Source organism: Bosea sp. F3-2 (assembly GCF_008253865.1).
Taxonomy (GTDB): domain Bacteria; phylum Pseudomonadota; class Alphaproteobacteria; order Rhizobiales; family Beijerinckiaceae; genus Allobosea.
Genome location: NZ_CP042331.1, coordinates 5,650,166 through 5,664,234, shown reverse-complemented (window position 1 = coordinate 5,664,234; position 14,069 = coordinate 5,650,166). Strand labels below are relative to the sequence as shown.

Genomic DNA, 14,069 nt, shown 5'->3' with positions numbered 1-14,069 from the left:
GCGCCGAGGCGTCTCTTCGGCCTGCGTAAACCGCCTTCCCAGCCGCACGTCGCTCTCCGAGTCCCGCCGTGAAATTCTTCCCCTCCTCGATCCAGAATTATCTCGTCGCCACGATGGCCTGCCTGTGCGTGCCCGGCATCGGCGCGCTGACCTACATGGCGCAACAGTCCATCAAGGAGGTGCACACCAATTTGCGGCTGGCAGAGCTGGTCGAGGCCGACAAGGCGCTGCTCCTCGCCGGCAACATGATCCGCTCCGCCCGCGGCCAGGCGCAGACCAGCATCCAGGTCGCGGATGACCCGACCCCGACACTGAAGCAGATCGAGCAGGCCAGCCGCACCCGCATCGCCGAAGCGATCACGCAGCTGCAGGAAACGGATCTGCCGAACCGCAAGGAGCTGATCGCCGGCATCCAGCAGGAGCAGAAGCTCTCCAACGCCAAAATGGCAGACCTCTATGCCGAGGCCGGGAAGCCGAAGGCCCAGCGCAGCCTCGCGGCGACCATGCCCTGGTACAACAGCGTCGGCGCCATCGAGACGGCCATCGTCAAGGCATCGGACGAAACCTCCAATGCCGCCCGCCTCGCCGACCCGGTCCTGGCCGATCTGCAGGGCTTCAAATCCACCGGCTGGGATGTTCGCGCCAATTACGGCACGCAATGCTCGCTGCTGCGTCCGGCCTTCGGCTCGGGCAAGGCGCTCGATGCCGCGCAGCTGCGCCGCCTAGGCGAAATGCGCGGCGTCTCGAACGCTTCTTTGGACACCTTGAAGCAGCTCGCTTCACGGCCGGGCGTGGGCAGCGAACTCGTCCGGAAGATCGGTGTCATGACCGCCGAGGTCAACGTGTCGAACCGCAAGATCGACGAGCTGATCGGCAAGCTCGGCCAGGGCTCCGGCCCCATCATCGGAGCAGAGGAATGGACGAAGCAGTGCAACGCCCCCTTCGAGCCGATCGTCGCCGCCGTGACCCAGTCGCTCGACGACATGAGCGTGCGGACCAGCGAGAAGCTCAACCAAGCCTGGGGGAAGCTTGGCATCGTCGGCTCCCTGCTCGCGGTGCTTCTCGTCATCTGCGTCCTGAGCTGGCGCGGCGTGCAGCGGCGCGTCGCGCGTCCGCTGGTCTCGCTGAAATCCGCATTGGACGGCATGCAGCAGGGCGATTTCGCGCAGGCCATTCCCCCGGCCCCCTCGCCGGATGAGATCGGTGCGCTGAGCCGCGCCCTCGAAACCTATCGCGAGAATGCGCTGGCGCTCGAACAGAACCGGCGCGACCGCGAGCTCGCCATGCTGGCCGATGCCGAGCAGGCGGCGCATGTCCAGAAGCTGCTCGGCGAAGTCGCGACCATCGTCGCCGACGCCCGCAACGGCAACTTTTCCGGTCAGGCCCAGGTCGGCAACATGGAAGGCCCGCTGAAGGAGCTCGTCGAGGGCATCAACGATATCAACATTGTGGTTGATTCTGCGACGACGGAGTTTGCGCAGGCCTTGTCGGCGATCGCGGGCGGCGACCTGACCAGCCGGGTCGAGACCGCCTATCGCGGCCGCTTCGCCGATCTCAAGGGCGCGATCAACGAGACGGTCGACCGGCTCTCGGCCACGGTCGCGACGATCCAGACCACCTCGGCCGATGTCGGGCTGGCCGCCCGCGAGATCAACATGGGCGCCGACGACCTCTCCAAGCGCACCGAGGAGCAGGCCTCCTCGCTCGAGGAGACCGCCGCCACCACCGAGGAGCTCGCCGCCTCGGTCAAGGCCTCGGCCCAGGCCGCGAAGGATGCCGCCCGCATCGCCGACGACGCCATGCAGGCCGCCGAGAACGGCGGCGCCATCGCCGGCCAGGCGGTCGAGGCCATGGCCCGCATCGAGAGCGCCTCGCAGAAGATCTCCGACATCATCCGCGTCATCGACGACATCGCCTTCCAGACCAACCTCCTGGCCCTCAACGCCGCGGTCGAGGCGGCGCGTGCCGGCGAGGCCGGCAAGGGCTTCGCCGTCGTCGCCTCCGAGGTGCGCACGCTGGCGCAGCGCTCGGGCGAGGCGGCCAAGGACATCTCGGGCCTGATCTCCTCCTCCAATGCCGAGGTCGGCGCGGGCGTGAAGCTGGTGCGCCAGGCCGGCGACCAGCTCGCGCGCATCCTCGAAGCCTCGCAGAAGGTGGCGGCGACCATCGCCGACATCTCGGCGGCCTCCGGCGAGCAGGCCAACGGCATCGACGAGATGAGCCAGGCGGTGGCGCATCTCGACGAGATGACCCAGCAGAACGCGGCGCTGGCTGAAGAGAGCGCCGCTTCCGCCAATGCGCTCTCGGGCCGCATCGGCCAGCTCAACGAGCTGGTCGCGACCTTCCGCACCGGCCGCGAGGCGATCGGCCAGTCAGGCTATCCGCAGCCCGTCCCGGCAGCGGCCTCGTCCACGGCGCGCCCGGTGAAGGCCCCGGCTCGCGCGTCCGCACGACCGGTCGCTCTGGCGGCAGCGGCTCCGGCTGCATCCGCCAAGGCCCCGGCCGCCGAGCCGGAGCGGCTGCGCCAGCTGGCGGAAGCCGCCTTCGCCCAGTCCAAGGCCGCCCCCGCCCCGCGCAAGGTCGCCAATGGCCGCGCCCAGGATGCCGGCTGGGAGGAGTTCTGACAGACGAAACACGCCGTCATTCCGGACAAGCCGCGTTAGCGGCGCCGATCCGGAATCCATCGAAGGGCTCAGAGCCTTATGATGGATTCCGGGTCAAGCCCGGAATGACGACGTGGTTCCCGCAAAGGGCGATAAGCTTCAGCCCGGCAGCCGATAATCCTTGAACATCTCGCGCAGCACGGTCTTCTGGATCTTGCCGGTCGCGGTGTGGGGGATCGCCTCGACCAGCACCACATCATCCGGCAGCCACCATTTCGCGATCTTGCCGGTCATGAAGGCGAGCATCTCCTCCTTGCTCGGCGTGCGCCCCGGCTTCGGCACAATAACGAGCAGCGGCCGCTCGTCCCATTTCGGATGCGCGACGCCGATCACAGCCGCCTCGGCCACATCGGGGTGGCCGACGGCAAGGTTTTCGAGATCGATCGAGGAGATCCACTCGCCGCCCGACTTGATCACGTCCTTCGAGCGGTCGGTGATCTGCATGTAGCCGGCCGGATCGACGGTCGCGACATCGCCTGTATCGAAGAAACCCCGGTCGTCGAGGATGTTCTCGTCCTCACGCCGGTAATAGGCGCCAGCCACCGCCGGCCCGCGTACCTTCAGCCGACCGAAGGTCTTGCCGTCCCAGGGCAGGTCGCGGCCGGCATCGTCGGTCAGCCGGAATTCCACCGTGAAGGGCGGATGGCCCTGCTTGACCTTGAGGTCGTAGAGCGCATCGCCCTCGAGCCCCTGATAGACCGGCTTCATCGAGCAGAAGGAGCCGAGCGGGCTCATCTCGGTCATGCCCCAAGCATGCGCGACGGTGACACCGTATTTGCGCTCGAACGCCTCGGTCATCGCGCGCGGGCAGGCTGAACCGCCGATGACGACCCGCTTCAGCGTTGAAAGCTTGCCGTTCGTCGCCTCCAGATGCTGCAGCAATCCGAGCCAGACCGTCGGCACCGCCGCGGTCATAGTCACGCCCTCGCCTTCCAGCAGCTCGTGCAGGGAGGGGCCGTCGAGCTTCGCGCCGGGCATCACCAGCTTGGCGCCGGTCATCGGCGCGGAATAGGCCAGCGACCAGCTGTTCGCATGGAAGAGCGGCACGACGGGCATCACCGTGTCGCGCGAGGACAGCCCCATATAGTCGGGCGCCGCGCAGGCCAGCGCATGCAGCACGTTGGAGCGGTGCGAATAGAGCACGCCCTTCGGTCCGCCGGTGGTGCCGGAGGTGTAGCAAAGCCCCGCCGCCGTGTTTTCGTCGCAGGCAACCCAGGCGAAATCCTCATCCGCCTCGGCGAGCCAGTCCTCATAGGCGACCGCGCCCTTGAGACTGCATTGCTGCATATGCGCGGCATCGCTGAGGATGACGTAGCGCTCGATGCTCGGCAGCTTCTCCTGCAGCTGCTCGATTATCGGTACGAAGGTCAGGTCGAGGAACAGCAGCCGGTCTTCGGCGTGGTTGATGATCCAGGCGATCTGCTCCGGGAACAGCCGCGGGTTGACCGTATGCGTGATCGCGCCGATGCCGCTGATGCCGTACCAGAGCTCGAGATGCCGGTCGCTGTTCCAGGCCAGCGTCGCCACCCGGTCGCCGAGCTTGACGCCGTCACGTTGCAGCCGCTTGGCCACGCGGAGTGCCCTGCCCCTGATCTCGGCATAGCTGCGCCGCCGCAATGTGCCGTCCTCGACCGCGCGGCTGACGACCTCACGCGTGCCATGCTGGATCGCGGCATGGTCGATGATCCGGTGGAGCAGAAGAGGCCAATCCTGCATCAGGCCGAGCATGCGCGTTCCTCCCGAAGACTTATCTTTTTCCGAAGGATAACGACGTGCCTCCGCGAAAGGAAAGTGCACCATCGAAGGCTCGCCTGCCGGCTCCAGATGGTTTAGGTCTGATCGTTCCAAAGGGGGGGAAGCGCGATGACCGCACCGAAGAGCGTGCCGCACGCGGCGACGGAGCCTGACCGGGTCTGGTTCCGCTTCATGCGGCTGCACCAGCGCATGCTGATGCAGATGACCGGGCGCATCCGCAAGCTCGGCCTCTCGATCCCGCAATTCGACCTGCTCTCGACCCTGACCGAACAGGAAGGCATCAGCCAGAGCGAGCTCGCCGAGCGGCTCTATGTCACCAAAGGCAATGTCTCGGGGCTGGTCGACCGCCTCGTCCAGGCCGGCCTCGTCGAGCGTCGTGCGATCGCCGGCGACCGACGCTCCTATGCCATGCACCTGACCTCGGAAGGTCGCCGGCTGGCCGAGGCCGGCATCGCCACCCAGCGCGATTTCGTCGCCAGCACGCTCGGCAAGCTGAAGCCTGACGATCTCGCCGAGCTCGATCGCCTCGTCCTGCTCTGGCGCGATTTTGCCCGCGCCGTCGACGCGGAATGATGCCGCGATGGCTGCCGACATCGACCTGACCGCCTCGGCCACCGCCCTACGCGCGGCCCTGCTCGCGCGCCGCGTCAGCGCCACCGAACTGCTCGAGGCCACCTTCGCCCGCATCGACGCGCTCAACCCGCGCCTCAACCCCATCGTCGCGCAGGATCGCGAGGCCGCTCGCGCCATGGCCCGCATCAGTGACGAACGGATCGGGAATGGCTCGGCCCGCCCGCTGGAAGGCCTGCCGATCACGATCAAGGACGCCTTCGACGTCGCCGGCCTGCCCTCCTCCGGCGGCCTGCCGGCCTATCGCGAGCGTGTGCCGGCCGAGGATTCCGCGGCGGTCGCGAGGTTGCGCGCTGCCGGAGCGGTCATCATCGGCAAGACGAACGTTCCGGTCTTCTCCGGCGATTTCCAGAGCTACAACCCCGCTCATGGCGTGACCAACAACCCCTGGGACGAAACCCGTTCTCCGGGCGGCTCCTCCGGCGGGGCTGCTGTCGCTGTCGCGACCGGCATGAGTGCCTTCGAGCTCGGCTCCGACCTCGGCAGCTCGATCCGCTGGCCGGCGCATGCCTGCGGGGTCTTCGGCCTCAAGACGAGCTGGGGACTGGTCTCGACCTGGGGCGCGATCCCGCCGCCGCCGGAACGCCGCACGCCCCGCAACGTCGATCTGATGGTCGCCGGCCCGATCACCCGCGCCGCCGAGGACCTCGACCTCATCCTGCCGATCATCGCCGGCCCTCGCGATTTCGCGCTCGCCCCCGCCTCGTTACCGGAGCCGCGCACCCGAACGGCGAAAGGGCTACGCGTCGCGCTCTGGGCGGACGACCCCTTCGCTCCGGTCGACCGGGAGGTGGCGGACGCCGTTCGCGAGGCGGCCCGCCGCCTCGCCGAAGCCGGCGCCAGCGTCGACGAGACAGCCCGCCCCTCGGTGAGCTTCGCCGATGCCTTCGAGGTCTATGCGCTGCTGAACCACGCCGTCGTGGCCTATGGCCTGCCGCCGAAGGTGCGCGCCCGCATCCAGGCGCAGGCCTCGCGCTACAGCCCGAACGATCTGTCGCATCAGGCGCTGCAGGCGCGTGGCGCCCGGATGACGCCCGGTCTCTATCAGCAGCTTGCCCATCGCCGCCTCGCCCAGAAGCGGCAATGGGCACGCTTCTTCGAACGCTACGACGTCGTGCTTTGCCCGCCGGCTCCGGTCGCCGCGATCCCGCACGACCATGGCCCGGATATCCACGGCCGCCGCCTCATCGTGAATGGCGAGCCGTGCCCCTATCTCGATTTCCTGCTCTGGGCCGCGCCTGCGACCGGCGCCGACTTGCCGGCGCTGTGCGCACCGATCATGCGCTCCCGCGACGGACTGCCGCTCGGCGTCCAGATCATCGCGCCCTTCGGCGAAGACCGCACGGCGATCGCGGTGGGCGCCATGCTGGAAGAGGCCGGAAGCCGCTTCGTCCCGCCGCCTGTAAGCTCATTCTGAGCTACACTCCGCCCAGGTCTTCGATTTTCCGGAGCATTGCGCCAGAGTCTGCCACCCCCTGCGTCTAAATCGCTCAACATTTGCGGGCAGTTCAGCTTAAGGTGGCAAGAATCTTTAACAGGGAGCGGAAACCGATCATGCTGTCGAATCTCGCCGTCAGGGATATCGAGACCCTCGTCCATCCTTACACGAACCTCGCCACCCACCGGCAGAACGGGCCGCTGGTGATGGAAAGCGGCAAGGGCGTCTATGTCTACGATTCCACCGGCAAGGAGTACATCGAAGGCATGGCGGGGCTCTGGTGCGCCTCGCTCGGTTACTCCAACCAGGAGCTGATCGAGACCGCCTATGAGCAGATGAAGAAGCTGCCCTTCACCCACATCTTCGGTGGGCGCAGCCACGACCCGGCGATCGAGCTCGCCGAGAAGCTCAAGGAGATCGCCCCGGTTCCGATCTCGAAGGTGTTCTATGGCGCCTCCGGCTCCGACGCCAACGACACCCAGGTCAAGATCGTCTGGTACATGAACAATGCGCTCGGCCGGCCGCAGAAGAAGAAGATCATCTCGCGGCTGAAGGGCTATCACGGCGTCACCGTCGCCTCCGCCTCGCTGACCGGCCTGCCGAATAATCACATCGACTTCGATCTGCCGCTGCCCGGCATCCTGCATACCTCCTGCCCGCACCATTACCGCTTCGCCGAGCCGGGCGAGAGCGAGCAGGACTACTCGACGCGTCTTGCCGCCGAGCTCGAGGAGATGATCCTGCGCGAGGGGCCGGACACGGTCGCCGCCTTCATCGCCGAGCCGGTGATGGGTGCGGGCGGCGCGATCACGCCGCCGGAGGGCTATTTCGAGAAGATCAACGCCGTCCTCGCCAAATACGACATTCTCTTCATCTCCGACGAGGTCATCACCGGCTTCGCCCGCACCGGCAAGATGTTCGGCACCGAGACCTACGGCATGAACGCCGACACGATCTCGCTCGCCAAGCAGATCACCTCGGCCTATTTCCCGCTCAGCGCGATGATGATGAACGAGAAGGTCTATGAGGTTCTGGTCGATCAGAGCCGCAAGATCGGCACCTTCGGCCACGGCAATACCTATGCCGGCCACCCCGTCGGCTGCGCCGTCGCGGTGAAGACGCTGGAGATCTATCAGCGCGACAAGATCGTCGATCACGTCAACAAGGTCTCACCGACCTTCATCCGCCGCCTCGAGAAGCTCGCCGAGCATCCGCTCGTCGGCGAGGCGCGCGGCGTCGGTCTCATCGGTGGCGCCGAGCTGGTCAAGGACAAGGCGACGAAGGCTCCCTTCGAGGTCAAGAAGGGCGTCGGCGCCAAGGCTGTCGCCTTCGCGCTGCAGGAGGGTCTCGTCACCCGCGCCATGGGCGATCGCCTCGCCTTCTGCCCGCCGCTGGTCATCAGCGAAGCCGAGACCGAGGAAATGTTCAGCCGCTGCGAGCGCGCCCTCGACAAGACCCTCGACTGGGCCAAGGCGGAAGGCCTGTTCGCCTGAGATCACGGCATGTGAGAGATTTGGAAGGCCGGGCGGCGATCGCCCGGCCTTTTTGCTTTCGTTCATCAATGTGGCCGAAACCGCTCCCGGCCCGAGATCGCCACGAACAAATCACAGACGCGCCCCGGCCTCGTCCTGATCCATGGGCAGTTTCGAGCGGTCGGCGGCGTGAGCCCCGGCGTCAGGTCATCAGAGAGTCAGGAGCCATGTTTCAACACGACGCCCGTCCCCAGATGCAGATGCGCGAGGGTTTTCACGATGCCACGGCACGCAAGACCTACACCGCACATTTCCGCCCGATCGCGATTCAGGCGGTCGCTGCGGGAACCAGGCAGCTGTCGGGCGCGTTGAGGAAACACGGCGAGGCACGCAGGATCGAACTCCCCGGCGTGCTCCGCCACGGTTTCGACGACTGAAGCCTCCCCTTCGAGACCCTAAACTGGCCGGTGCGGAGCCCTGCTCCCACCGGCCTTTTTCGTGCCGGCCACCCGTAACGAAAACGGGCGACCCGAAGGCCGCCCGCTCGAATACCTGAAGTCTACCGTCGAAGCTCAGATGACAACGACCTTCGCCCCTGCGGGAACGCGGTTGAAGAGGTCGATCACGTCGATGTTGCGCATCCGGATGCAGCCGGACGAAGCCGAGCGGCCGATCGTCTCCGGCTCGTTGGTGCCGTGGATGCGATAGAGCGTATCCTGACCATTCTGGTAGAGGTAGAGAGCACGCGCGCCGAGCGGGTTGTCGGGGCCTCCCGCGAGGCCGCCGGCGACCGGCTTCAGATGCGGCCAGCGCTTGACCATCTCGGCCGGCGGCGTCCAGCGCGGCCATTCGGCCTTGCGTTGCACCACGGCCTCGCCGGTCCAGCCATAGGCTTCCTCGCCGGTGGCGACGCCGTAGCGGATCGCCTTCTTGTTCGGCAGGACGAGATAGAGGAACTTCTCCTTCGTATCGATGTAGATCGTGCCGGGCGGCTGGCCGGTCGGATCGGCAATCTCATACGGAAGATAAGGCAGGTAAGTATCGAACTTGGGGACGAGCGCGATATATTCCGCGTCGCGGGCTGACAGCTCCGGAGCGGCCACGCTCTTATACTGGCAGGCGCCCAGAAGGGACGACAGCGCCAAGGCAACGAAAACGGTCTTCTTCATAGTCTCCACCAGAGCGACCCGAAGGCAGCCTTTATGATGAATCAAAAGTTAACGCTTCGTATCGCCCAAGCCATAACCGCGGGGCGACGGTCTGGCGAAGCACTAGGCCCCAAACCGGCATGGCGCAATCGAGTTCCCTTTGTGACGCTCGGATGGTGCGCAGGCGTGGCAAAGCGGTCACGCTTTGCGTCACTTTGACCGCAATCGCTTGGATAACCTCGCTTGACCACGCTTTTGATCACCCATCCGGCCGGCTTCGGCCATGCCATGCCGCCCGGCCACCCCGAGCGTGCCGAGCGACTGAAAGCCGTCGACCAGGCTCTGGAAGCGGAGCGTTTCGCGGCACTGATTCGGGTCGAGGCGCCGCTCGGCACGCTCGAACAGGTGACGCTCTGCCACCCCGCCTCCTACGCCCAGGCGCTGATCGATTCGAGCCCGGCTTCCGGCTTCGTCCAGGTCGATGGCGACACCTTCATGTCCCCCGGCACGGTCGAAGCCGTGATGCGTGCCGTCGGCGGCGCAACCGCTGCCGTGGACGAGGTTATGGGCGGCACCGCCCGCAATGCCTTCGTCGCCATGCGCCCGCCCGGCCACCATGCCGAGCGCGACCGCGCCATGGGCTTCTGCTTCTTCAACCACGCCGCGATTGCCGCCCGCCATGCGCAGAAGGCCCACGGCGCCGCGCGCGTCGCCATCGTCGATTGGGACGTCCATCACGGCAACGGTACGCAGGATATCTTCTGGGAGGATGCGAGCGTCCTCTACGCCTCCACCCACGAGATGCCGCTCTATCCCGGCACCGGCGCGGCCTCGGAGCGCGGCGCGCACGGCACGATCGTGAATGCTCCCCTGCGCCCCGGGGAGGGATCGGATGAATTCCGCGAGGCCTTCGAGATCGCGATCCTGCCTCGCCTTGATGCCTTCCGCCCCGATCTCGTCGTGATCTCGGCCGGCTTCGACGCGCATTGGCGCGATCCGCTCGCCAGTCTCAACCTACGCGAAACCGATTTCGCCTGGGCGACGCAGAAACTGATGGACATCGCCGACAAGCACGCCGGCGGCCGCATCGTCTCCGTGCTCGAGGGCGGCTACGATCTCGACGCGTTGGCGAGATCGACGGCCGCCCATGTCGGAGCGCTGATGGGCGCCTGACCGCACCTCACTCCAGCGGCGCCGTCTCCGCGATCTCGATGCCGAAGCCGCCGAGCCCCACGAAGGAGCGCGGCGAGGAGGCGAGGTTGACGATCGAGCTGACACCGAGGTCACGCAGGATCTGCGCGCCGAGCCCGACTTCGCGCCATTGCTGGCTGCGCAGCGCATCGGAGTTCTCGTCCTCGACGCTCTTGATCGGCACGCCGGCGCTGCCGTCGCGCAGATAAACCAAGACACCCCGGCCTTCCTGCTGGAAGCGCCGCAGCGCGCATTGGATCGAGCCGGCGCCGCGGAGCACGTCGGCGACGACATCGGCGCGATGCAGCCTGGCCGGCACCTTCTCGCCGTCGCCGAGCTTGCCCATGACGAAGGCGAAATGCTGGGTGTTGTCGAAGGGCGTGATGTAGACATGGCCGGTCATCTCGCCGAACTCGGTCTTGACCGGGAAGGAATGCACCCGCTCGACCAGCTTCTCGCGCAACTGGCGATAGGCGATCAGGTCGGCGACGGTGATCTGCTTCAGCCCGTGCTTCTCGGCGAAAGCGGTGATCTGCGCGCCCTTCATCACGGTGCCATCATCGTTGGCGAGCTCGCAGATGACGCCGACCGGCGGCAGGTCGGCGAGCTTGCACAGGTCGACGGCGGCTTCCGTATGCCCGGAGCGCATCAGCACGCCGCCATCCTTGGCGATCAGCGGGAAGACATGGCCCGGCCGCACGAAATCGGCCGCGCCCATATTGCCGTTGGCGAGGGCGCGCACGGTGTTGGTGCGCTGCTCGGCCGAAATGCCGGTGGTGAGCCCGTGCTTGACGTCGACGGTGATGGTGAAGGCCGTGCCGAGCGGAGCGTCGTTCGAGGACACCATCGGGTCGAGCCGCAGGCGCCGGGCCTCGGCGGCCGTCAGCGGCGCGCAGACGATGCCGCAGGTGTTGCGGATGATGAACGCCATCTTCTCCGGCGTGCAGAGCGAAGCGGCGACGATGAGATCGCCCTCGTTCTCGCGATCGTCGTCATCGGTGACGATGACGATCTCGCCGCGAGCGAAGGCTTCGATGGTCTCGGCGACTTTGTTCATGGCAGCCTCACGCGGCCCTGACAGGCCGAGGAAATCATTGGGGGTGACGGCGCCGCCGGTGGCAGCGGCGATGCGCTCGGCGCTTTCGCGGGAGATCCAGGCGGCCGGATCGTTGCACAGCGCGGTCACGCTGGCCGGCGACAGGCCAACCTGCTTGGCGAAGGCGCTGCGCGCGATCTTGTTCTGCCGGAGCCAGACGTCGAGCTTCATGCCGACAAGCTAATACGGCTGCCCTTCATCCGCAATGAAGCACAGGCGCATTTTCAGTATTGCTGAAATGCATGATCCAAGGCGTCATACTCGGGCTTGACCCGAGCATGTCCTGACAAGGAAGCTCTCTGACCCGCAGCCCCTCCGGCAAGAGATTGTCGGGTCCGCTGCGCGGCCCGAGAATGACGCAGCTTACTCTTGAAACGGCCAGCGCGGCTCCACCACACCCACCTGCCCCCGATGGCGCAGATACTGGTCCGCCAGCACGCAGGCGACCATCGCCTCGCCGACCGGCACGGCGCGGATGCCCACACAGGGGTCGTGGCGTCCCTTGGTGAACATCTCCGCCTCGCCACCCGTTCGCGTCACGGTCGCGCGCGTCGCCAGGATCGAGGAGGTCGGCTTCACCGCGAAACGGGCGACGATCGGCTGGCCGGTCGAGATACCGCCGAGGATGCCGCCGGCATGGTTGGAGAGAAAGAGCGGGCGCCCGTCATTGCCGGCACGCATCTCGTCGGCGTTCTCCTCGCCGGAAAGCTCGGCCGCGCCGAAGCCCTCGCCGATTTCCACGCCCTTGACGGCGTTGATGCTCATCAGCGCCGCAGCGATCTCGGCATCGAGCTTGCCATAGATCGGCGCGCCCAGCCCCGCCGGCACGCCCTCGGCGACGATTTCGAGCACCGCACCGATCGAGGAGCCGGCCTTGCGGACGCCATCGAGATAATCGGCGAAGAAGGCCGCGGCCTTCGCATCCGGGCAGAAGAAGGGGTTGCGGCCGACCTCCTCCCAATCCCAGTTGGCGCGGTCGATCTTGTGTGGGCCCATCTGGACGAGCGCGCCGCGCACCACCATGCCCGGCACGACCTTGCGGGCGATGGCGCCGGCGGCGACGCGCATCGCCGTCTCGCGCGCCGAAGACCTCCCGCCGCCGCGATAGTCGCGGATGCCGTATTTCACGTCATAGGTGAAATCGGCATGGCCGGGCCGGTACTTGTCCTTGATGTCGGAATAGTCCTTCGAGCGCTGGTCGACATTGTCGATCAGGAGCCCGATCGAGGTGCCGGTCGTCACCTGCACGCCGTCGCTCTCCCGGGCGAAGACGCCGGAGACGATGCGGACCTGATCCGGCTCCTGGCGCTGCGTCGTGAAGCGCGACTGGCCGGGACGGCGCCGGTCGAGATCGCCCTGAATGTCGGCTTCCGTCAGCGGGATCAGCGGCGGGCAGCCGTCGACGACGCAGCCGATGGCCGGGCCGTGGCTCTCGCCGAAGGTGGTGACGCGGAAGAGATGGCCGAAGCTGTTGTGCGACATGGGAGCCCGATGGGTTGCGTATCGGCTCTTAAGCCGGATCGGTTCGCGGCGAAACCCCGCCCGGCTGCGCGCGCCCATTGACAAGGCAGAGCCTCGCCCGCTTCAAGCGCCATCATGAGCCGCCCGTCGCCCTGCCCCTCGCGCTCCTGGCGCCCCGGGAGCCCCATCATCGCGGGATTCTAGCCCCGAGCCGCCTGATCGCGGTTTCGGGGTTGAGCCGGCTTGAGCCTGCCAGCGCATTTGCGGCGCCAAGCCACAGATAACCAGATCACCCATCATCGCCATTGCCCGGTCTCGACGACGAGCTCTGCGGCGCGTGCGGGCCAAACGGCCGCACCGCTGTCGCGGGAGCCCTTCCGGCCAGCCGGGTCTGCCGTGCGATCGACCCTCAGGCTCACCATGCAACCTTTCCGCAGGCGTCCCCCGGGGACAGCGGCAGGCGTCAGCCTTGCCCGCGCCCTCTCCAAGCTCGGCTATTGCTCGCGCACCCAGGCCGAGAGGCTGATCCGGGAAGGGCGTGTCGAAGTCGACGGCCGCCGTGCCCTCCATCCGGAATTGCGCATCGACCCGCAGCGGGCGCGTCTGCGGGTCGATGGCCAAGCCGTTTCCGCCGCACGGCGTGTCTATCTGATGCTCAACAAACCGCGCGGCGCGGTGACCACGACCAGCGACCCCGACGGTCGCCAGACAGTCTATGCCTGTCTGGACGGTCTCGACCTGCCCTTCCTGGCTCCGGTCGGGCGGCTCGACATGGCGAGCGAGGGACTGCTGCTCATGAGCAATGACACCCGCTGGGCGCAGCAGATCCTCGATCCCACTTCCGGCGTCGAGAAGACCTATCACGTCCAGATCGACCGGGTGCCGGACGAAGCCTTCATGACGCGTCTGCAGGCAGGAGCTGTAGACGATGGCGAGATCCTGACGACCCGCGCGGCCACGCTGCTGCGCCATGGTCAACGCAATGCCTGGGTCGAGATGGTGATCGACGAAGGCCGCAACCGGCAGATCAGGCGGATCGTGGAAGCCGCCGGGGCCGAAGTCCTGCGCCTCATCCGGGTCAGGATCGGCGAACTCGAGCTCGGAGACCTGCCCAAGGGCGCAGTCCGTGAGCTCGGCAGCATGGAAAGGGCGCTGCCGCTGGCAGGCCGCGCCGATCCCGCAGGAAAGACCTGGGGTCCGGCGCGCTGAACCGCC

General features: G+C 67.0%; 11 protein-coding genes. 7 read left to right on the top strand and 4 right to left on the bottom strand.

Annotation, left to right across the window (positions count from 1 at the left end; all coding sequences use genetic code 11):
• The first annotated feature begins 68 nt into the window (after positions 1 to 68).
• Positions 69 to 2,624, top strand: coding sequence for a methyl-accepting chemotaxis protein (locus tag FQV39_RS26270; RefSeq protein WP_149132976.1), 2,556 nt, complete (start codon positions 69 to 71; stop codon positions 2,622 to 2,624).
• Positions 2,625 to 2,762: 138 nt separating this feature from the next.
• On the opposite strand, the gene FQV39_RS26265 is transcribed toward FQV39_RS26270, so the two are convergent.
• Positions 2,763 to 4,391, bottom strand: a complete 1,629-nt coding sequence (locus FQV39_RS26265) for a long-chain-fatty-acid--CoA ligase (protein WP_149132975.1) — start codon at positions 4,389 to 4,391, stop codon at positions 2,763 to 2,765.
• Between the two features lie 135 nt (positions 4,392 to 4,526).
• On the opposite strand from FQV39_RS26265, the gene FQV39_RS26260 reads away from it, so the two are divergent.
• The 4 genes from FQV39_RS26260 (at position 4,527) to FQV39_RS26245 (ending at position 8,395) form a co-directional block, all read left to right on the top strand.
• Complete coding sequence (locus FQV39_RS26260; RefSeq protein ID WP_149132974.1) at positions 4,527 to 4,991, top strand: MarR family winged helix-turn-helix transcriptional regulator; 465 nt, start codon at positions 4,527 to 4,529, stop codon at positions 4,989 to 4,991.
• Positions 4,992 to 4,998: 7 nt separating this feature from the next.
• Positions 4,999 to 6,465 carry an amidase gene (locus FQV39_RS26255; protein WP_149132973.1) on the top strand — a complete coding sequence of 489 codons (1,467 nt, stop codon included), beginning with the start codon at positions 4,999 to 5,001 and terminating at the stop codon, positions 6,463 to 6,465.
• Positions 6,466 to 6,602: 137 nt separating this feature from the next.
• A complete protein-coding gene (locus tag FQV39_RS26250; protein ID WP_149132972.1) occupies positions 6,603 to 7,979 on the top strand; it encodes an aspartate aminotransferase family protein in 1,377 nt (458 codons plus the stop codon).
• Positions 7,980 to 8,185: 206 nt separating this feature from the next.
• The gene (locus tag FQV39_RS26245; RefSeq protein WP_149132971.1) at positions 8,186 to 8,395 is read left to right on the top strand and encodes a hypothetical protein; all 210 of its coding nucleotides are present in this window, start codon (positions 8,186 to 8,188) and stop codon (positions 8,393 to 8,395) included.
• A gap of 135 nt (positions 8,396 to 8,530) precedes the next feature.
• On the opposite strand, the gene FQV39_RS26240 is transcribed toward FQV39_RS26245, so the two are convergent.
• On the bottom strand, positions 8,531 to 9,127 hold the full coding sequence (locus FQV39_RS26240) for a L,D-transpeptidase (RefSeq protein ID WP_149132970.1): 597 nt from the start codon (positions 9,125 to 9,127) through the stop codon (positions 8,531 to 8,533).
• A 222-nt stretch (positions 9,128 to 9,349) separates the two neighbouring features.
• Here FQV39_RS26240 and FQV39_RS26235 point away from each other — a divergent pair, with 222 nt between their 5' ends.
• A complete protein-coding gene (locus FQV39_RS26235) occupies positions 9,350 to 10,279 on the top strand; it encodes a histone deacetylase family protein (protein ID WP_149132969.1) in 930 nt (309 codons plus the stop codon).
• A 7-nt stretch (positions 10,280 to 10,286) separates the two neighbouring features.
• On the opposite strand, the gene ribB is transcribed toward FQV39_RS26235, so the two are convergent.
• Complete coding sequence (gene ribB, locus FQV39_RS26230) at positions 10,287 to 11,564, bottom strand: 3,4-dihydroxy-2-butanone-4-phosphate synthase (protein WP_149132968.1); 1,278 nt, start codon at positions 11,562 to 11,564, stop codon at positions 10,287 to 10,289.
• A 192-nt stretch (positions 11,565 to 11,756) separates the two neighbouring features.
• Positions 11,757 to 12,875: a chorismate synthase gene (gene aroC, locus FQV39_RS26225; RefSeq protein WP_149132967.1), complete on the bottom strand. Its 1,119-nt coding sequence runs from the start codon at positions 12,873 to 12,875 to the stop codon at positions 11,757 to 11,759.
• A gap of 399 nt (positions 12,876 to 13,274) precedes the next feature.
• On the opposite strand from aroC, the gene FQV39_RS26220 reads away from it, so the two are divergent.
• Positions 13,275 to 14,063 (top strand): pseudouridine synthase, encoded by a 789-nt coding sequence (locus FQV39_RS26220; protein ID WP_149132966.1) that lies wholly within the window; start codon positions 13,275 to 13,277, stop codon positions 14,061 to 14,063.
• Positions 14,064 to 14,069: the final 6 nt, after the last annotated feature.